Origin of the sequence: Ensifer sp., from assembly GCF_031989085.1 — a bacterium.
Lineage (GTDB): Bacteria > Pseudomonadota > Alphaproteobacteria > Rhizobiales > Rhizobiaceae > Ensifer.
This window is the reverse complement of the sequence record NZ_DALZXU010000004.1, coordinates 91875-111351: the sequence shown is the minus strand read 5'-3', so window position 1 is coordinate 111351 and position 19477 is coordinate 91875. Positions and strand designations below refer to the sequence as shown.

At 63.5% G+C, this 19477-nt stretch carries 19 protein-coding genes; 11 read left to right on the top strand and 8 right to left on the bottom strand.

Annotated features, from left to right (window positions below):
- The first annotated feature begins 20 nt into the window (after positions 1-20).
- From RTP54_RS19415 to RTP54_RS19400, 4 genes are all read left to right on the top strand, one after another.
- Positions 21-902, top strand: a complete 882-nt coding sequence (locus RTP54_RS19415) for a F0F1 ATP synthase subunit gamma (protein ID WP_112805447.1) — start codon at positions 21-23, stop codon at positions 900-902.
- Positions 903-926: 24 nt separating this feature from the next.
- Entirely contained in the window at positions 927-2441 is a 1515-nt protein-coding gene (atpD, locus tag RTP54_RS19410) for a F0F1 ATP synthase subunit beta (RefSeq protein WP_065780748.1), read from the top strand.
- A 126-nt stretch (positions 2442-2567) separates the two neighbouring features.
- Positions 2568-2972 carry a F0F1 ATP synthase subunit epsilon gene (locus RTP54_RS19405; RefSeq protein ID WP_112805510.1) on the top strand — a complete coding sequence of 135 codons (405 nt, stop codon included), beginning with the start codon at positions 2568-2570 and terminating at the stop codon, positions 2970-2972.
- 270 nt (positions 2973-3242) lie between these two features.
- Positions 3243-4670 carry a mannose-1-phosphate guanylyltransferase/mannose-6-phosphate isomerase gene (locus RTP54_RS19400; RefSeq protein ID WP_312365204.1) on the top strand — a complete coding sequence of 476 codons (1428 nt, stop codon included), beginning with the start codon at positions 3243-3245 and terminating at the stop codon, positions 4668-4670.
- 97 nt (positions 4671-4767) lie between these two features.
- Here the strand turns inward: RTP54_RS19400 and RTP54_RS19395 are convergent, their stop codons facing one another.
- A complete protein-coding gene (locus RTP54_RS19395) occupies positions 4768-5871 on the bottom strand; it encodes a saccharopine dehydrogenase family protein (RefSeq protein ID WP_312365202.1) in 1104 nt (367 codons plus the stop codon).
- A gap of 126 nt (positions 5872-5997) precedes the next feature.
- On the opposite strand from RTP54_RS19395, the gene RTP54_RS19390 reads away from it, so the two are divergent.
- Positions 5998-6429 (top strand): Lrp/AsnC family transcriptional regulator, encoded by a 432-nt coding sequence (locus tag RTP54_RS19390; protein ID WP_065780755.1) that lies wholly within the window; start codon positions 5998-6000, stop codon positions 6427-6429.
- Positions 6430-6436: 7 nt separating this feature from the next.
- Here the strand turns inward: RTP54_RS19390 and RTP54_RS19385 are convergent, their stop codons facing one another.
- Both RTP54_RS19385 and RTP54_RS19380 read right to left on the bottom strand, forming a co-directional pair.
- On the bottom strand, positions 6437-7375 hold the full coding sequence (locus tag RTP54_RS19385; protein ID WP_312365200.1) for a DUF6030 family protein: 939 nt from the start codon (positions 7373-7375) through the stop codon (positions 6437-6439).
- Positions 7372-8283: a LysR substrate-binding domain-containing protein gene (locus RTP54_RS19380; protein WP_312365198.1), complete on the bottom strand. Its 912-nt coding sequence runs from the start codon at positions 8281-8283 to the stop codon at positions 7372-7374. The genes RTP54_RS19385 and RTP54_RS19380 overlap by 4 nt, the downstream gene beginning before the upstream one ends.
- A gap of 57 nt (positions 8284-8340) precedes the next feature.
- Between RTP54_RS19380 and RTP54_RS19375 the strand changes: the two genes are divergently transcribed.
- The 5 genes from RTP54_RS19375 to RTP54_RS19355 all read left to right on the top strand — a co-directional run bounded on the left by RTP54_RS19375 (position 8341) and on the right by RTP54_RS19355 (position 14292).
- A complete protein-coding gene (locus RTP54_RS19375; RefSeq protein WP_312365196.1) occupies positions 8341-9525 on the top strand; it encodes an iron-containing alcohol dehydrogenase in 1185 nt (394 codons plus the stop codon).
- 16 nt (positions 9526-9541) lie between these two features.
- The gene (locus RTP54_RS19370) at positions 9542-11041 is read left to right on the top strand and encodes an aldehyde dehydrogenase (protein WP_312365194.1); all 1500 of its coding nucleotides are present in this window, start codon (positions 9542-9544) and stop codon (positions 11039-11041) included.
- 18 nt (positions 11042-11059) lie between these two features.
- Positions 11060-12184, top strand: a complete 1125-nt coding sequence (locus RTP54_RS19365) for a mandelate racemase/muconate lactonizing enzyme family protein (protein WP_312365192.1) — start codon at positions 11060-11062, stop codon at positions 12182-12184.
- Between the two features lie 89 nt (positions 12185-12273).
- On the top strand, positions 12274-13179 hold the full coding sequence (locus RTP54_RS19360; RefSeq protein WP_312365190.1) for an aminoglycoside phosphotransferase family protein: 906 nt from the start codon (positions 12274-12276) through the stop codon (positions 13177-13179).
- A gap of 363 nt (positions 13180-13542) precedes the next feature.
- Positions 13543-14292, top strand: a complete 750-nt coding sequence (locus tag RTP54_RS19355) for a F0F1 ATP synthase subunit A (RefSeq protein WP_312365188.1) — start codon at positions 13543-13545, stop codon at positions 14290-14292.
- Between the two features lie 45 nt (positions 14293-14337).
- On the opposite strand, the gene RTP54_RS19350 is transcribed toward RTP54_RS19355, so the two are convergent.
- From RTP54_RS19350 to RTP54_RS19335, 4 genes are read right to left on the bottom strand one after another with little or no spacing between them, the layout of a single operon-like run.
- Positions 14338-15189: a metal ABC transporter permease gene (locus RTP54_RS19350; RefSeq protein WP_312365186.1), complete on the bottom strand. Its 852-nt coding sequence runs from the start codon at positions 15187-15189 to the stop codon at positions 14338-14340.
- Complete coding sequence (locus RTP54_RS19345) at positions 15186-16046, bottom strand: metal ABC transporter permease (protein WP_312365184.1); 861 nt, start codon at positions 16044-16046, stop codon at positions 15186-15188. The genes RTP54_RS19350 and RTP54_RS19345 overlap by 4 nt, the downstream gene beginning before the upstream one ends.
- Entirely contained in the window at positions 16043-16978 is a 936-nt protein-coding gene (locus RTP54_RS19340; protein WP_312365183.1) for a manganese/iron ABC transporter ATP-binding protein, read from the bottom strand. The genes RTP54_RS19345 and RTP54_RS19340 overlap by 4 nt, the downstream gene beginning before the upstream one ends.
- Positions 16975-17880, bottom strand: a complete 906-nt coding sequence (locus RTP54_RS19335; RefSeq protein ID WP_112805426.1) for a metal ABC transporter substrate-binding protein — start codon at positions 17878-17880, stop codon at positions 16975-16977. Before RTP54_RS19335 ends, RTP54_RS19340 begins: the two co-directional genes overlap by 4 nt.
- 121 nt (positions 17881-18001) lie before the next feature.
- On the opposite strand from RTP54_RS19335, the gene RTP54_RS19330 reads away from it, so the two are divergent.
- Positions 18002-18430, top strand: a complete 429-nt coding sequence (locus RTP54_RS19330) for a Fur family transcriptional regulator (RefSeq protein WP_112805424.1) — start codon at positions 18002-18004, stop codon at positions 18428-18430.
- Positions 18431-18501: 71 nt separating this feature from the next.
- On the opposite strand, the gene RTP54_RS19325 is transcribed toward RTP54_RS19330, so the two are convergent.
- Positions 18502-19413, bottom strand: a complete 912-nt coding sequence (locus RTP54_RS19325; RefSeq protein WP_312365180.1) for an EamA family transporter — start codon at positions 19411-19413, stop codon at positions 18502-18504.
- Positions 19414-19477: the final 64 nt, after the last annotated feature.

The following is a 19477-nucleotide window of genomic DNA, read 5'->3' as shown; positions in this document are numbered from 1 at the left end:
TCATTTAGGACGGATAACGGATGCCTTCACTTAAGGATCTGAAGAACCGGATCGCCTCCGTCAAGGCGACGCAGAAGATCACCAAGGCGATGAAAATGGTCGCCGCGGCGAAGCTTCGGCGTGCGCAGGAGGCGGCCGAGGCCGCCCGGCCTTATTCGCAGCGCATGGCCGCCGTTCTCGCCAACATCGCCCAGGCGGTTGGCGCGGACGACGGTGCGCCTGCCTTGATGACGGGCACCGGCAAGGACGACACCCATCTTCTGGTCGTCTGCACGGCTGAACGCGGCCTTTGCGGCGGCTTCAACTCGCAGATCGCCCGCCACGCTCGCGATCACGTTCGCAAGCTGATTGCCGCTGGCAAGACGGTGAAGATCATCTGCGTCGGCAAGAAGGGCTTCGATATTCTGCGTCGCGAATACGCGTCGCTGATCATCGATCGTGTCGACCTGCGTGAGGTCAAGAAGATCGGCTTCCAGAACGCCGACCAGATTGGCCACAAGGTCATCGCGCTCTTCGAAAAGGGCGAGTTCGATGTCTGCACGCTGTTCTATTCTGAGTTCAAGTCCGTTATCGCCCAGATTCCGACGGCACAGCAACTGATCCCCGCTTCGGCCGGCCCGGTCGCAGCGGAAGCATCTGATGCTTCGGCCGTCTACGAATATGAGCCGGACGCGGGCGCGATCCTGAGCGACCTTATTCCGCGCAACATTTCGGTGCAGATCTTCCGGGCGCTGCTCGAGAACGTCGCAGGCGAAATGGGTGCGAAGATGAGCGCGATGGACAATGCGACGCGCAATGCTGGTGACATGATCAATAAACTGACGCTGAACTACAACCGTCAGCGCCAGGCTCAGATCACCAAGGAACTCATTGAAATCATCTCGGGCGCGGAAGCGCTCTAAGGTTACGAGAAGAGGGTAAGGATTATGGCTAAGGCAGCTACCCCGAAAGAAACCGCAGCGGCGAAGAAGCCGGCTGCACCGAGGAAGGCAGCTTCCGCCAAGACCGCCGTTGCGGCAGCCGGCGCTGTCGGCCGCGTAACGCAGGTCATCGGCGCCGTCGTCGACGTTGCGTTCGACGAAGGCCAGCTTCCGCAGATCCTGAACGCACTGGAAACCGACAACAACGGTAACCGCCTCGTTCTCGAAGTCGCGCAGCACCTCGGCGAAAACGCCGTCCGCACGATCGCCATGGACTCGACCGAAGGTCTCGTCCGCGGCCAGCCGGTCACCGACACCGGTGCACCAATCACGGTTCCGGTTGGCGATGAAACGCTCGGCCGCATCATGAACGTCATCGGCGAGCCGGTTGACGAAGCTGGTCCGCTGGTCACGTCGGGCAAGCGCGCCATCCACCAGGACGCGCCGTCCTACGTCGAGCAGTCGACGGAAGCGCAGATCCTCGTCACCGGCATCAAGGTCGTCGACCTGCTCGCACCTTACGCAAAGGGCGGCAAGATCGGCCTGTTCGGCGGCGCCGGCGTCGGCAAGACCGTTCTCATCATGGAACTGATCAACAACGTCGCCAAGGCGCACGGTGGTTACTCGGTGTTCGCAGGCGTGGGTGAACGTACCCGCGAAGGCAACGACCTCTACCACGAAATGATCGAGTCCGGCGTTAACAAGCACGGCGGTGGCGAAGGTTCCAAGGCTGCGCTCGTTTACGGCCAGATGAACGAACCGCCGGGCGCCCGCGCTCGCGTCGCTCTGACGGGTCTGACGATCGCTGAAGACTTCCGCGACAAGGGCCAGGACGTTCTGTTCTTCGTCGACAACATCTTCCGCTTCACCCAGGCAGGCTCCGAAGTGTCGGCTCTGCTCGGCCGTATTCCGTCGGCTGTGGGTTACCAGCCGACGCTGGCGACCGACATGGGTCAGATGCAGGAACGCATCACCACGACGACCAAGGGTTCGATCACCTCGGTTCAGGCCATTTACGTTCCGGCCGACGACTTGACCGACCCGGCGCCGGCAACCTCGTTCGCCCACCTGGACGCAACGACGGTTCTGTCGCGTTCGATCGCTGAAAAGGGCATCTACCCGGCTGTTGACCCGCTCGACTCCACGTCGCGCATGCTCGACCCGATGATCGTCGGCGAAGAGCACTACGAGATCTCGCGTAAGGTCCAGACGACCCTGCAGCGTTACAAGGCTCTCCAGGACATCATCGCCATCCTCGGCATGGACGAACTGTCGGAAGAGGACAAGCTGGCGGTTGCCCGCGCTCGTAAGATCGAACGCTTCCTGTCGCAGCCGTTCTTCGTGGCCGAAGTCTTCACCGGTTCGCCGGGCAAGCTGGTCGCGCTCGAAGACACGATCAAGGGCTTCAAGGGCCTGGTCAACGGCGACTACGACCACCTTCCGGAAGCCGCCTTCTACATGGTTGGCTCGATCGAAGAAGCGGTCGAAAAGGCCAAGAAGCTGGCTGCCGAAGCCGCTTGATAGCACTGTTAAGCCTCGGCGCAGCCATGTGCCGAGGCTTTCATCCTGCGTTCCGTTGATCGCGGAGCAGGGAAGACATGCACAGCCTGCCACCTCAGGTGGCGCGCCCACGAGAAGTGAATGGTCATGGCCGACAGTTTCAATTTTGAGCTTGTTTCCCCCGAGCGCCTGCTCCTTTCCGCCAAGGTGACGGAAGTCGTCATCCCGGCGACCGAGGGCGAGATGACCGTGATGGCCAATCATGCCCCGACTATGACGACGATCAAGCCTGGCATCGTTACCGTGAAGACGGCTGATGGCAAGACCGAGCGTTTCGTCGTGTTTGGCGGCTTTGCCGATATCCTGCCGACCGGTTGCACCCTGCTTGCCGAATCCGCCGTGCACGTCGACGAACTCGACCGCACCGCGCTGGAAAAGCGCATCGAGGGTGCCCGTGCAGAGCTGGAAGGCGCCGGCGACGAGAAGAAGACGCGCGTCGAACAGTTCATCGCCGAACTGACGAAGCTCGGCGAAATCGTGATCCCGGCCTGAAAGGGACATCCCGACGGGACAAACCAATGAGAAAGCCCCGCCTTCGAGCGGGGTTTTTTGTTGCCCTGCGAAGGCGGCACCGAAGCGGTTCCAACGGAACGCTGGCGCGAGCCAGATGCTTGAGCTGAGGCATTGGGGCGTTGATCCCCTATCCGAATAGGGAGGCACGCCTCGCCTTTGGTGCAGTTTGTCCGCACCGCCGGCTTCAGGCATTCTTTAGCATCGGTCCTGTAAGGATGGATTGTCTTTTGATGCGCACAGAGGCTTGGCATGACGTCTAAGATCGTCCCCGTAATCATGGCGGGTGGAAAGGGTACGCGCCTGTGGCCGCTGTCGCGATCTGGCGCGCCGAAACAGTTCCTGCAGATCCTGTCCGATCGCTCGCTGTTCCAGCAGACCCTGGAACGGGTGAGCGACACCGGGCTCTATGAGCCGGCGATCATCGTCACCAACAGCGATTTCCGTTTCATCGTCGCCGAACAGGCGCGCGCCGTCGGTGCGCCGCTGAGCGATATCCTGCTCGAGCCCGTTGCCCGTAACACGGCGCCCGCATTGGCGGCCGCAGCCTTCGTCGTCCTAGCCAGGTTCGGTGATGCGGCGATCATGCAGGTGCTCGCCTCCGACCACGAGATCGATGCGGGCGCGGTCTATGTGGATTGCATGCTGAAAGCCCAGCAGGCGGCCGCGTCCGGCGAGCTGGTCACGTTCGGGATTACGCCGACGGAACCTGCCACCGGTTATGGCTACATCGAGATTGGGGACGCATTGTCGGCTGGCGCAAACAGGGTCGCCCGCTTCGTTGAAAAACCGGACCACGCCAAGGCGCAGGCCATGCTCGCCACCGGCCGTTATCTCTGGAACTCGGGCCTGTTCATGCTGCCCGTCAAGGCGTTCCTCGAGGAGATGCAACTTTACGCCCCCGAGGTCTATGCGGCGACCAAGGCGGCTGTCGAGGGCCAGAGCAAGGATCTTGATTTCAGCCGGCTGGAGGCGAAGGCGTTTGCGGCCGCACCCGATATCTCGGTTGATTACGCGGTGTTTGAAAAGACCGCCCGTGCCGCCGTCGTTCCCTCCTCTTTCGCGTGGTCCGATCTCGGCAGCTGGGATGCGGTGTGGAAGAGCGGCCGCAAGGATGGAGACGGCAATGTGGTGACCGAGAAGGCATCGGTCGCAAACACCCGCAACTCGCTGGTGCTGTCGCGTGACATCCACCTCGCCGTGCAAGGCCTGGAAGACATCGCCGTGATCGCCAGCGAAGATGCCGTCTATGTCGGTCGCCTCGACGAAAGCCAGGGCGTCGGCAACATCGTCAAGGTGCTCGCACGCTCGCAGGCGACGTCGCGGCTCACTCAGGAACACCCGACGTCCTATCGCCCCTGGGGGGCGGTGTCGTCGGTTTCCAGGGGCGAGCGCTACGAGGTGAAGCGGCTGAAGGTCAGTCCCGGCAAGAAGATCTCGCTGCAGAAACATCACCACCGCGCTGAGCACTGGATTGTCGTGCGCGGCACGGCCGAGATCACCATGGCCGGCGAAACCCGGCTGCTGCACGAGAACGAGTCCGTCTATATCCCGCAGGGAACCGTCCATCGCCTGCATAATCCCGGCAAGATCCCGCTGGAGCTGATCGAGGTTCAGACCGGATCCTATCTCGGCGAGGACGACATCATCCGGATCGAGGACGAGTTCGGCCGGACATAGGGTGTCCAAGGCATGGCGCCCGTGACGTTCGCCCGGACATAAAAAATGCCCGGGCAAAACCCGGGCATTATAGTCAGCGACGTCGGGCCGGCCGGTATCAGCCGGCGACGCGCTCTGCCTCGCCCTTCTGGGCGTAGTAGTGGCCGAAGCGGTTTGCGAGGAAGGTATCGAGCGCGATGTCTTCCTGGCGAACGAAGCCCTTGGATGCGATCTTGCCGTTGGCCAGCAGATCGAGCACGGCGCAGATGCTGCCGGCGGTGGTGATCTGGATGCCGCTCTGCATGCGACCGGCAACGACGCCGCTATAGACCTTGTTGGCGTAAGTTTCCTGAATCAGGCGACCTTCGCGGAAGCCCGAAACCGTGACGAAGATAACGACGACGTCCTGGGTGGTGGTCGGCAGCGCGTTTTCGAAGATGTCCTTCAGGACTTCGCGACGGTGACGCAGGCCGAGGTCGTTGAGGAGCGCCTTCATGATCGCGGCGTGGCCGGGGTAGCGGATCGTCTTGTAGTTCAGCGTGCGGACCTTGCCCTTCAGCGACTCGCAGAGCGTGCCGAGGCCGCCCGAGGTGTTGAAGGCTTCGTAGGTGACGCCGTCGAGCGAGAATTCCTCGCGCTCTTCCATCGCCGGCACTTCGATCAGGCTGCCCTCGACGATCGCTTCGCAGGGCTCGATGTATTCGTTGATGACGCCGTCGGTGCTCCAGGTCAGGTTGTAGTTGAGAGCGTTGGACGGGTACTGCGGCAGTGCGCCGACGCGCATGCGCACGCTTTCGAGCGTCTCGAAGCGGCTGGCCAGATCGTTGGCGACGATCGAGATGAAGCCCGGTGCGAGGCCGCACTGCGGGATGAAGGCGGTGCTGGCCTTAGCGGCAATCGCCTTGACCTGGCGGGTGGATTCGACGTCTTCGGTCAGGTCGAGGTAATGGATACCGGCTTCTGCGGCGGCTTCTGCGATAGCGACCGTCAGGTGGAACGGCGCGGCGCTGAGCACGGCGAACTTGCCGGAGAGGAGGGCCACCAGCGCCTTCTTGTCGCCGATGTCGACAGCGGCCGTGGTGATTGCGTCGTGCTTCTCGATCTGGCCGAGCTGTTCGGCACTGCGGTCGGCAACGCAGACGCTGTAGTCACCGGTGTGCGCGAGCATGCGCGCAATGGTGGAGCCGATCTTGCCTGCTCCGATGACGACGATGTTCTTCATGAGTGTCCCCCAGGGTATGAAATGCGTTTCGACCTCCATTGTCTGGCGGAGAGCTGTTGATTTGAAGCGCTGATATGACTAAATCGCCGATAGATATTCGGCATTTTGCCCAGATGGACCGACGATATGCAAATCACCGACAAAGACCGCGAGCTGCTCGCGGTGCTGAGCGAAAATGCCCGCATGCCGACGGCAACGATCGCCCGCAGGCTCGGCCTGTCGCGAACGACCGTGCAGGCGCGCATCGAGCGGCTGGAACGCGAAGGGGTGATCGCCGGCTATGGTGTCCGCCTGTCGGAGAGCTACGAGAAGGGGCTGGTGAAGGCGCATGTGCTGATCACCATCGCGCCGCGGGCGCTGAGCCGTGTCACCCCGGAACTGGCCGCCATCCGCGAGATCCGCAGCCTGCATTCCGTCAGCGGCAGCTTCGATCTGATCGCCGTTGTTGCCGCCGCTTCGATCAGCGAGCTCGACCTGCTGATTGACCGCATCGGCGAAATCGACGGCGTCGACCGCACGCTGTCGTCGATCATCCTGTCGACCCGGATCGATCGTTGACCTCAGGTCACGGCTTGGTCCTGCCTTCTGCTTTCGCCGTGCCTGCGTCTTCGGTTGACGCCGCGTCCGCCTGGTCGGCGGTTTCGGGTATCTTCGCCGGTCCGTTCCACGCCGTCGGGCCGAGAACGAAGCTGCGGATATCGGCAGTGCCGTAAGGCAGCCATTTCTCGCGATCGAAATAAAGCTCAGCGATTGTCTTCGGGCGGGCGCGGGCCGGCTGGTTGGCGAGGAAATTGTAGCGCGCCGTTGTCTCGTCCGTCTCGCGCTTGAACTGTACCCGGCTGCCGAAGCGCTTGACGTCGAACTCCCTCAGCGCCTGGATCTGCAGCGCGATGGCGCCGCCATCGGCCCAGCGGACGTGATCGAGAAAGACCGATGCGGCGCGCGCGGCGCTGGTGGTCACCACCTGGGCATCCTCGGGGCGCTCGATGTTGAGCTTGACGCGAAACGAGCCGATCTCTTCCTCGCCGCTGCCCTTGATGAAGATGAAGATCGACGAGGTCTTGTCGACGCCCGGTCGCGGGAAGGACACCAGCGACGAGCACTCCCACTGGCCCCGCTCACCGGCGCTCGATTTCCATTCGAGTGCGCGGAAGCCGGCCTCGCGCAGCTCGTCGCAAAGGGCGCGCGGGTCGCTGCGCAGCACCCGCAGGAACTGCTGTTCGGGCGTGTGCAGGTCCTGGAAGGTCCAGACCGGCAGGGCGATGCGCGGCGGCTTTCGCTTGACCTGCGCCGGCGGCTCCGGTGGTTTTGCTTTCTCGAGGAATGCGGTCGGGAGATCCAGCGCGCGCAGCAGCTGCTTGAGGTTGCGCTGTTCATTGGCGAGCAGCACCGTCGCCGCGATTGCCGTGACGATCACCGCAAGCGCGAGGAGGAAGAAGCCCAGGCCAGCACGGCTCTGTCGCTTCGGCGGCGTCGTCGTCGCCTTGGCCCGGCCGCCGCTCACGTCGATCTTCCAAGCGCTGCGTGCAGGCGCAGCACCTCGTCGCGCGATGGCCGGTTGCGCGGCAGGCCGAGATAATAGCCATAGCCGGTGGCAAGCGTCCTGCCGCCAAGGACGAGCAACCGTCCGTCGTCGATATGCTCGCGCAGGAGCCCGAGGCTGCCGAGTGCCACGCCATCGCCGCGCAGGGCGGCGTCGACGGCCATGACATAGGTCGAGAAGGTGTATCGGGGTCGCAATTTCGTGCCCCGTGGGGCAGCCCCGGTGCGCTCGAACCATTGCTGGAAAGAGACCCAGTTGGCATTGAAGCGATCATAGTCGATGAGATCGAGGGTCGAGAGCACCTGCGGCGTCAGGGCCTCCGCGGCGAGCCCGCGTGAGGCGAGATAGTCGGGTGAGGCGACTGGTGCCAGGTCCTCCGCCATCAGCGGCGACAGGTGCCAGCGCGGGTGATCGCCGGTCGAATAGAGAATGACGAGGTCGTTGTTTTCGGATGCCAGCTCCGACGGGCTGTCTGACGTCAGGAGCCGGATCGAGATATCCGGGTTCTCCTTGCCGAACTCGCGCAGCCTGGCGCCGAGCCAGAGATGGGAGACCGAACCGCTGGCGGCGATCGAGATCGCCTGGCCGGTCGCTCCACGGAAGGGCTCGAGGCTTTCTTCGAGATAATCGAGCGAGGCCCGCACGCGTTGAAACAATCTCTCGCCCTGTGGCGTCAGTTCGAGGTTCTTGCCGCGACGGCTGAAGAGCGGGCTACCCAGATGATCCTCGAGCGTCTTGATCCGCCGGCTGACGGCGGCCTGGGTGATGTTGAGCTCCCGACCGGCACGGGAAAAATTCATATGCCGACTGGCGGCGTCGAATACGCGAAAGGCCTCCAGCGGTATGCGATCGAGCAGCCGGTGTTCCATGATCTCAGGTTATCAAAAAGGCCGAAAATTGCGCGGATTTGAAAATATCAGATTGTGATGCAGGGTAAAGCGATCATCCCGCGCGACAGGAAGACGACTTTGTCCTTCTCCACGTCCTTCATTCCCGAAATCCGCCTGGCAGACAATATCCATACGACCATCGGCACGGCCGCGAAAGTCCAGGGGGCAAAAACGGCAACGCTGGTGATCGACGGCTTTCTCGCCCGGTCCGGCCTTGCTGGCCGCATCGTCGAGAGCCTCGAGCAGGAAGGCATCTCAGCCCGCGTCTTTTCCGATTTTGCCGGCGAGCCAAAACTGGCGCATGTGCGGGCAGCCACCGCAGCGGCCATCGGTTCCGATACCGTCATCGGCGTTGGCGGTGGCTCGGCGCTGGATATCGCCAAGATTGCCGCCTGCTGCGCCGCGTCCGGCGAAGATCCGATGTTCTATGCGCTTGCCGCCAATCCATTGCCGAAGGCGCCCTTGAAGAAGATCATGGTGCCGACGACGGCGGGCACCGGTTCCGAGACGTCGGCGACAAACATCTTTGCCGGGCCCGAGGGCAAGAAGCTCTGGATCTGGGGCGCGGAAACCAAGGCCGACCTGGTGCTGCTCGATCCGGTGCTGACGACGACGCTGCCCGCGCAACTGACGGCCTGGTGCGGGCTCGACGCCTTCATTCACGCCTTTGAGGCGGCGACGAACCGCAACAGCCACCGTGGCGCGCAGTTCTACGCCCACGAGGCCATGCGCCTGCTGACCGCGTCGCTGGAAACGGCGGTTCGCGAACCCAATGATCTCCAGGCCCGCGCCGACGTGCTGCTCGGCTCCTGTTATGCCGGCATTGCCATCGACAATTGCGGTACGGCCGTTGCCCACAACATCAGCCATGCGCTGGCAGGATTGGCCCCTGTTCATCATGGGCTTGCGACAGCGCTCGGTTTCGAGGCGACGCTCGGCTGGCTCGTCGATGCCGACACGGCCGAGCTTGAGGCTGCTGCGCGCGCCTGTGGCTTGTCCCGGGTAGCCGACCTTCCGGACTTCGTTTCGCGCCTGATGGATCGCTGTGGCATCGTCAGGGCCCTTCCCGTCGCCTTCGAGGCCTATGGCGCCGCCGATCTCGCAGCGGAAATGAAGGCGCCGGAAAACCAGCCGATGCGGCGCTCGACGATCCGCCCGATCGACGATGCCGATATCGATAACTTTGCAGCAGAGATCATGGCGTTGCCGAAGGCGGCGTGAGCGAAGGGCGAAACGGATGAGCAAGGCCTATAGTCGCGACTATTGGGAAAATGTCCTGTCGGCACTCACGCTGGAGGGAAGGCACTTCGTCGACGGCAAACATCGCGCCAGCATCTCCGGCGAAACGTTCACGCGCGCCCGTCCGATGGATGGCAGAGAGGGTCCGACGATCGCGCGCGGTGGCGCTGCCGATATCGATGCGGCGGTCAGGAGCGGGCGGGCCGCCTTCGAAAGCGGCGTCTGGCGCCGACAAGATCCGCTCGAGAAAAAGAGGATCATGCTCAAATGGGCCGATCTGATCCGCGCCCACGGCGAGGAACTCGCCATGCTCGAAACGCTCGATGTCGGCAAGCCGATCATGGCGTCGCTCAATGTCGACGTCCGGCTCTGCGCCGACGGCATTCAGTTCTACGGCGAGATGATCGACAAGCTCTATGACGAGATCGCCCCCACCGGGCCGAATGCCCGGGCGTTGGTGCGCAAGGTGCCGCTCGGCGTCATCGGCGTGATCACGCCCTGGAACTACCCGATGATCATCGACGCCTGGAAACTCGGGCCGGCGATCGCGGCCGGCAATTCCGTCGTGTTGAAACCGGCTGAGCAATCGTCGCTGACCGCGATCCGCCTTGCAAGCCTCGCCGTCGAGGCAGGCCTGCCCGAAGGCGTCTTCAACGTCGTGACCGGCTATGGCGAGGAGACCGGCAAGCCGCTGGCTTTGCACATGGATGTCGACATGATCGCCTTTACCGGCTCGACCGAGGTCGGCAAGCTGATCATGGGTTATGCGGCGCAGTCGAACGTCAAGCGGGTGGCACTGGAGCTCGGCGGCAAGTCGCCGCTGGTGGTCTTCGAAGATGCCGACCTCGATGCTGCCGCATCCGCCGTCGCCTGGGGCTGCTTCTACAATTCCGGCGAGACCTGCCACGCCTCGACCCGGCTGATCGTGCAGCGGTCCGTCCAGGATGCGCTGGTCAGGAAGATCGAGGCGGTGACGAAGAGCGACATCGCGCTCAGGCATCCGCTCGACCCGGCAGCGCAGATCGGCGCGTTGATCGAGGAGGCGCATCTGGAAAAGGTGCTGTCGTTGATCGCGAGCGGCGAGAAGGAGGGCGCACGCCGTGCCTTCGGGGCCGAGCGGGTGATGGCCGAGAGCGGCGGCTACTATGTCTCGCCCGGCGTGTTCGTCGACATGACCAACGACATGAGGCTGGCGCGCCAGGAGATCTTCGGCCCGGTGCTCGCAGCCATCGCCTTCGATACGGAGGAGGAGGCGCTGGCGATCGCCAACGACACGATCTACGGACTGGCCGGCGCCGTCTTCACCCGGGATATGGACCGGGCACACCGGTTTTCGGAGGCGATCCATGCCGGCACGGTCTGGATCAACACCTACGACATGTCGAATTTCGCCACACCCTTCGGCGGCTTCAAACAGTCGGGCTTCGGTCGCGACCGCTCCGTGCATGCGATCGACAAATATTGCGACTACAAGACCATCTGGCAGCAGTTCGGCTGAGCCTTCGGGGGAGGGACCATGAGCAAGATCGTTTCCATCGAGATCAGCCACCATCGCCTGCCGCTCGATCCGCCGTTCAAGGCGAGCTGGGACGGGCGACCGCGCCGGCAGTTCGACGCCACCATCGTGCGCGTCAGGGACGACGAGGGTCGCGAGGGCATCGGCTCCGGCGACCTGATGAAGGGGTTCGAGGGCCACGAGGACCTGTTCGTCGGCGCGGATCCCCGTCAGCTCGAACGCCATTACGAGGTGCTGTCGCACATCAACTTCCACTATGGTCGCTGCTGGCCGATGGATCTCGCGCTGTGGGACCTCTCGGGCAAGATCACCGGCGAGCCGGTCTGGCGGCTGCTCGGCGGCAGGTCCGATCGGGTGCGCCTCTATGCGTCCTCGGGCGTGCTGCGCGACCCCGGCGCCATGGCGGCGCAAGCCGAAAGCTATGTCGACGAAGGTTTTCCGGCGATGAAGGTGCGCTTCTCATCGTCGGCCGGTGGTCGTGGCACCTGGCGCGACGACGTGCGGGCGCTCGAAGCGATCCGCGCGCGTGTCGGCGACCGGCTGGAGCTGATGGTCGACTGCAACCAGGGTTGGCGGATGCCCTGGGACACGACGCTCTCCTGGACCTTCAAGGATGCGTTGACGGTGGCGCGCGAGCTGGAGAGGCTCGGCATCTACTGGATGGAGGAGCCGCTGCACCGCTCGGACCGCAAGGGCATGCGGCGGCTTTCGGACGCGACGTCGCTGCGCATCGCCGGTGGTGAGATGACCCGCGAGCTCTACGAGTTTCGCGATATCATCGAGGATCGCGCCTTCGACGTGATCCAGCCTGATGTGGCGCTCGTCGGCGGCATCACCGGCTGCCGGCGCCTCGCCTTTCAGGCGCGCGAGGCCGGCGTGATGATGACGCCGCATTCCTGGACAAACGGCATCGGCGTGCTCGCCAACGCCCATCTGACCGCCGGTGTCGGCGACGCGCCGTTCCTCGAATATCCCTACGACAATCCCGAATGGAGCGAGATGCGTCGCGATTATCCGATGATGGCGCCGCTGCGCCATGCAGGCGGCTGGCTCGAGCTCGGCGAGGCTCCCGGGCTCGGCGTCGCGCTCGACGAAGACAGGCTGAAGGCGACGCGGATCGGGTAGGTCGTCTTGCGCCTCAGGCCGGCACGTTGCGATCGCACGACGATCGGTTAAAACAGGCGTCCCGACTTTGGCGAGGCGCTTTTTCGCACATGTCCGACCGATCGACGACCACACCCACCATCGATGCGGCGCTGGTTCGGCGCCTGATCGCCGCGCAGTTTCCGCAATGGACGGGGCTCGACATCAAGCCTTTGCTGCCAGGCGGCTGGGACAACAGGACCTTTCATCTCGGTGAGGACATGATCGTGCGGCTGCCGAGCGCTGCGTCCTATGCGCTGCAGGTGGAAAAGGAGCAGGTCTTTCTGCCGAAGCTCGCCCCGCATTTGCCGTTGCCGATCCCGGTGCCGGTTGCAAAGGGCGTGCCCGGCGAAGGCTACTCATGGCCATGGTCGGTCTATCGCTGGCTGCCGGGAGAGACGGCAGCGGACGAGCGCATCGGCGACCTCAAGGTTTTTGCCGAGGATCTTGCTCGGTTTCTCGTCGCCCTGAGGCACGTGGATCCAAGTGGCGGTCCGCTGCCGGGGCCGCACAATTTCTTTCGCGGCGGGCCGCCTGCCCACTATGACGCTGAGACGCGCCGGGCGCTGACGGCGCTTGAGGGGCGGATCGACACGCAAGCGGCTGTTGATGTCTGGGAGGCGGCGCTTTCCGCGACATGGCAGGGCGCGCCGGTCTGGTTCCATGGCGATATCAGTTGGGGCAATCTGCTGGTGGAAGAGGGCCGCCTCGGTGCCGTCATCGATTTCGGCACGTGCGGCATTGGCGATCCCGCCTGTGATCTCGCCATCGCCTGGACGCTGTTTCGTGGGGAAAGCCGGGAGGCGTTTCGCGCCGGCGTCGCGCTCGATGCCGGCACCTGGGCGCGCGGTCGCGGCTGGGCCCTGTGGAAGGCGCTGATTGTCTATGCCGGCCTCCCTGGCACGAACGCGGCGGAAGCCGACAAGAGCCGCCGCGTCATCGAAGAGGTGTTGGGCGATCACAGGGATTTTGGCTGAACCTCGGCCGGCGGGATGAGCAAGCTTGCGAGGCTGCAGCCCACGCTGCGGGTGCCTGTCGGCTTGACCGCAACAGAAATTATCTCTAGGTCAGGCGCACGCGGGACGACCCGCGTCGATGCTTCGCCTGGGGACGGCCCCACTATCTCGATCCGTGAGATAATGGAGTCGATCGCATCATGCAGCATCCAGGCCTGCGGCACGCCCGCGTGCGCTATCTTTTCCTGACAGAGCCGTTTTGCCTCGGGCGCCAGCGCGTCCCGTCGCGAGCGCGGCTTTCGCCCGTTTCTCCCACAAAGTGATGCGCCCGCGGCCGCCGCAGGCGCGCCGTGGTTGCTCCGTTGCCAACGCACGAGGTTCATGATGGCCGGACCCATCGAACAATTCGAGATCAAGTCGCTCTTCCACATCGCCGAGGTCGGCGGACACGATATCAGCTTCACCAATTCGTCGGTCTTCATGATCGTGACGGTGGCGATCGCCAGCCTTTTCCTGATCCTGTCGACGCGCAGGCGTGGCCTGGTGCCGAACCGGGCACAGTCAGCGGCCGAAATTCTCTACGAGTTCGTGTCGAAGACTTTGCGGGAAAATGCCGGCGAGCACGGCATGCGCTTCTTCCCGCTGGTGTTCTCGCTGTTCATGTTCATCCTGGTCGCGAACCTGATCGGCATGTTTCCCTATGCCTTCACGGTGACGAGCCATATCGCCGTGACTTTCGCGCTGGCGCTGCTGGTGTTCCTGACCGTGACAATCTACGGCCTGGTCAAGCACGGGTTCGGCTTCTTGCGGCTGTTCATGCCGTCGGGCGTGCCCCTGGTGCTGGCGCCGATCATCATCCCGATCGAGGTCGTTTCCTACCTGTCGCGCCCGGTCAGCCACTCCGTTCGTCTGTTCGCCGTCATGCTTGCCGGCCATATCACCTTGAAGGTTTTCGCCGGCTTCGTCGTCAGCCTCAGTGGCTTCGGCGCGCTCGGCATGCTCGGTGCTGTCATGCCCTTGATGATGACCGTGGCGCTGACGGGTCTCGAACTGCTGATGTCGGTCATCCAGGCCTATATCTTCACCATGCTGACCTGCATGTATCTCAACGACGCGCTGCATCCGAGCCATTGAGGTGACAGTGTCGAGGCTCCCTTCCCGCGGAAGGGAGCCTCGAATTCATTCGACCGTCGTCCTCTGCGCCTCGATGCGGGCTGCCCGGAAGGTCGACCAGAGGAAGGCGGCGAGGAAGATCACGGTCATCAGCAGCACGATGGTCGGCGCCGGGGCGCTGTCGATGAAGAACGAGAGATAGACGCCCGTAAACGAGGCGACGGTCGCGACCACCACGGCGACGATGAGCATGCTGCCCATGGTGCGGGTGATCAGGAACGCGATGGCGCCCGGCGCGATCAGCATGGCGATGGCGAGGATCAGGCCGACAGCCTTCAGCGCGCCGACGATGGTCAGCGACAGGATTGCCAAGAGCCCATAGTGCAGCCAGTTGACGCGCAGGCCGACGGCCTTGGCCTGGGCCGGATCGAAGGCGTGCAGCAGGAAATCCCGCCATTTCAAAGCGAGGATCACGGTTGCCACCAGGGCGATCAGGCCGGTCTCGATGATGTCGGGCCAGCCGATACCGAGCATGTCGCCGAAGAGGATGTGGTCGAGATGCACGTCGCTACGGATCTTGGTGTAGAGCACCAGGCCGAAACCGAACATGCCGGAGAAGACGACACCCATCACGGTGTCCTGCTTGATGCGGCTGTTTTCCTTCAGATACCCCGTCAGGAGTGCACAGGACATGCCGGCGGCAAAGGCGCCGACGGCGAGCGGCAGGCCGACGATGTAGGAGATGACGACGCCGGGAAAGACCGCATGCGAAATGGCGTCGCCCATCAGCGACCAGCCTTTCAACACGAGGAAGCACGAGAGCAGGGCGGTCGGGATTGCCACCAGCACCGAGATCAGCAGCGCGTTGCGCATGAACTCGAATTCGAAGACGGCGAGCAAGAGATCGAGCGAAATCATGGTGCGGCCTCCAGGGTTTCGGCGCTGCGCCGGCGGGCCGCCAGCAGCCCATGTTTCGGCGCGAAGACAAAGGCGACAAGAAAGATCAGCGTCTGCAGCACGATGATGATGCCGCCGGTGGCGCCGTCGAGGAAGTAGCTGAAATAGGCGCCGAAGAAACTGGTGAGCGCGCCGATCGTGACGCTGATGACGATCAGCCGCGGGAAACGGTCGGTGAGCAGGTAGGCCGTCGCCCCCGGTGTCACCACCATGGCGATGACGAGGAAGGCGCCGACCGTTTGCAGCGCTGCCACCGTACACGCCGACAGCAGCGTGAAGAACAGGACCTTCAGGAATGTCGTCGGAATGCCGATCGAGCGCGCATGGCTCTCGTCGAAGAAGGTGACCATCAGGTCCTTCCACTTGGCCGTCAGTATGACCAGCGAGATGACGCCGATCAGCGCGAGCTGCAGCGTATCTGCCGGCGTGATGGCGAGGATGTTGCCGAGTACGATGGTCTGGATGTTCACCGAGGTCGGCGACAGCGACACCATGAACAGGCCGAGACCGAAGAACGAGGTGAAGATCAGCCCGATGATGGTGTCTTCCTTGAGCCGGGTGCGCTGGTTGAGAAAGAGCATGGCGCCGGCCGCAAGCCCGCCGGAAAAAAAGGCGCCGAGCGAGAAGGGTAGGCCGAGCATGTAGGCGCCAGCGACACCCGGAACGATCGAGTGCGAGAGCGCGTCGCCAATCAGCGACCATCCCTTCAGCATCAGATAGGACGACAGGAAGGCGCAGACGGCGCCGACCAGGGCGCTGACCCACATGGCGTTGACCATGTAGCTGTAGGTAAAGGGCTCGAAGAGCGTGGCGATCATTTGCCTTCGGCCTCCGGATCGGTCTCGGGCTTGGCCGGCTGCGACACCATCTGCCCCTTGGCGCCGTACATCACCAGCGGCCGCTCGTCGTCGGTAATCACGGAGAGCTGCCGCGGGTCGGCGTCGTCATGCAGGCTGTCGCCGCCGAGCACGAAGTGCCGGAGCACGCCGCCGAAGGCGAGTTCGAGGTTTTCGCGGGTAAAGGTCGTTTCCGTCGGGCCATAGGCAAGCACGGTGTTCTTCAGGAGAACCGTGCGGTCGCAGAATTCCGGCACGCTGCCGAGATTGTGGGTCGAGACCAGCATGACGCGGCCTTCGTCGCGCAGGCCGATCAAAAGCCGGATGATGGCATCCTCGGTCTTGACGTCGACGCCGGTGAAGGGCTCGTCGAGCAGGATGACGCGGCCATCCTGGGCAAGCGCGCGCGCCAGGAATACGCGCTTTTTCTGGCCCCCGGAAAGCTCGCCGATCTGGCGCTTGCGGAAGTCGCTCATGCCAACGCGGGCAAGGGCTGCCTCCACCGCCTCATGGTCGACCTTCTTCGGGATGCGCAGCATGTTCATGTGGCCGTAGCGGCCCATCATCACCACGTCCTCGACCAGCACCGGAAAATTCCAGTCGACCTCCTCGGCCTGCGGCACATAGGCGACGAGGTTCTTCTTCAGTGCCTCTGGAACGGTAAGGCTGAGGATCGAAATCTCGCCCTTTGCCAGCCGGGCAAAACCCATGATCGCCTTGAAGAGGGTAGACTTGCCGCTGCCGTTGACGCCGACAAGGGCGGTGATCGTGCCGGTCGGGATCTCGAAGGAAGCATCGCGAAGCGCACGGTGGCCGTTGCGATAGGTCACGGTCGCGCCGGAGACGCGGATGCCGCTGCCGATATCCCCCGAGCCTGCCGTCGGGCCGGATCCGGGTTTCACCTGAAGGTTCATTGCGAAAGGCCTTTCGCGATGGTTTCGGACGTGACGCGCAGCAGGTCGATATAGGTCGGGACCGGACCGTCCGCCTCGCTCAGGGAATCAACATAGAGCACGCCGCCGTATTTGGCGCCGGTTTCTCGCGCCACCTGCTGGGCCGGATCGGGCGAAATCGTGCTTTCGGAGAAGACCACCGGGATGTTGTGCGCGCGCACCGCGTCGATGACCTTGCGCACCTGTTGCGGCGTGCCCTGCTGGTCGGCGTTGATCGGCCAGAGGTAAAGCTCCTTCAGGCCGAAGTCGCGGGTGAGGTAGCTGAAGGCACCTTCGCTCGACACCAGCCAGCGCCTGTCTTCCGGGATCTTGCCGATCTCGGCGCGGATCGGGGCGATCGTCGCCTCGATCTTCTGCTTGTAGGCTTCGGCATTGGCCTTGTAGGTCTCGGCATTGGCAGGGTCGTACTTCACGAAGGCGTCGCGGATGTTGTCGACATAGATCAGGGCTGCCGACGGCGACATCCAGGCATGCGGGTTCGGCTTGCCGCTATAGGGGCCCTCGGCGATGCCCATCGGCTCGACGCCGTCAGACACGACGACGCCGGGCACGTCATCGAAGTTCTGGAAGAACTTTTGGAACCAGAGTTCGAGGTTGAGGCCGTTCCACAATATCAGCTTGGCATCGTGGGCCTTCAGGATGTCGCGCGGCGTCGGCTGGTAGTTGTGGATCTCGGCACCCGGCTTGGTGATCGATTCGACGACGGCCGCGTCGCCCGCAACGTTCCTGGCCATGTCGGCAATGACGGTAAACGTCGTGACGGCCTTGAATTTCTCCTGCGCCAGCGCGGCACCCGGAACGAGCGCGAAGGCTGCCAAAGCGCCAGCTGCCGCCAGGATCGCACGTCTCGTCTGATCGATCATTCCATACTCCCCGATGTTGTCTTCCACAGGAGTAGGGGAATGATTTGCATAAGTCAATGCAAATGAGAAGCATTCGCAACTGGCTATTTTCAAACTAACCCGGCTTGGCTAGTGTAGGGCCATGAAACAGAACCAGAATCGCGTCAAAGAACTGGAAGGTGTGCTTCGGGACGGTGGTGTGCGCGTAACGCGACAGCGCGCGGCAATCCTGAAAATACTCGCGACCGCCGAAGACCATCCGGACGCGAGCGAACTGCACCGCCGCGCCAAGGAGCTCGATGCCACCGTCTCGCTGTCGACCGTCTACCGGACGTTGTCGGCGCTGGAGCAGCAGGGCGTCGTCCATCGCCACGCCTTTGAAAGCGCCACCGCCCGTTTCGAGACGGCCGATGCGCCGCATCACGATCACCTGATCGACATCGACACCGGTGCCGTGATCGAATTCCGCTCCGACAAGATCGAGCAGCTGCAGGCGGAGATCGCGGCAGAGCTCGGCTATGACCTCGTTCGCCACCGGCTCGAACTCTATTGCCGCAAGCGCAAGGACTGAGCCACATTGCTTCTTAAGGTCGAAAAGGCGCAGCGGGTGATCGCTGCGCCTTTTTTTGTTTTAGCTTGAGCCTAGCCGCGTTCGGCGATGGCGGCTCTCGTTCTGCGTGCTGGAATGGTCATGGCCGCGACACCGATGACGACGCAGGCAAGGCCGATCCAGATCGTGTCCGACAGACGTTCGCCGAGGAAGAGAACGCCGATGCCGACCCCGATCGGCACGCGCAGATAGGCCTGCGCCGTGGTGCCGACCGAGCCGAGCGTCTGGATCAGCCGGAAGTAGATGGCGAAGGCGAGCGCCGTCGAGAACACGGAAAGGCAGACAAGTGCGATCACCGACGGGGCGGAAGGCGCAAGCGTCCATGGCTGGTCGATCACCAGGCTTGCCGGGATGAGAAGCACGGCGCCGGTCAGAAGCGAGCCCGCGGCGGGCACCATCGGATCGAGACCACGGAAATTCTTTCCGAAAATGGCCGCACCCGCATAGCAGGCGGTCGCAAACACCACGGCGAGCTGCGGCAAGAGCTGGTCGCCGAGACCGCCGAAGGCTTCGACGCCGATGATCAGGCTGATGCCGGCCATGCCGGCCACCACGCCGATCAGCTTCCTTGGGGTCGCCGCCTCATGGCGGGTGATCAGCGCCGTCAGCAGGAAGGCGAAGATCGGGGTAGCGGCGTTTAGGATCGAGGCGACACCGGCATCGATCGTCTGCTCCGCCCAGGCGATCATGGTGAAGGGGACGACGCTGTTGAGGCAGGCCTGGAATGCAAAACGCTTCCAGGTGGCCGCGTCTCTCGGCAGCCTGACGCCGCGCAGGCGCAGGATGGCGAGCAGAATGGTGCCGGCGATCAGCGTGCGGGCGGCGATCAGCGTCACCGGCGGGATGGTTTCGACGCCGATCTTGATGAAGGTGTAGGATGCGCCCCACAACGTTGCGAGCACGGCGAGCAGCAGAAGCTCGAGGGTGAGGTTGGTCTTGGCCATGGTGTCTGATCCTTCAGCGCGTTTGCGTCTGCTCTGCTTATCGCGCCATCACCATCGGATGCTT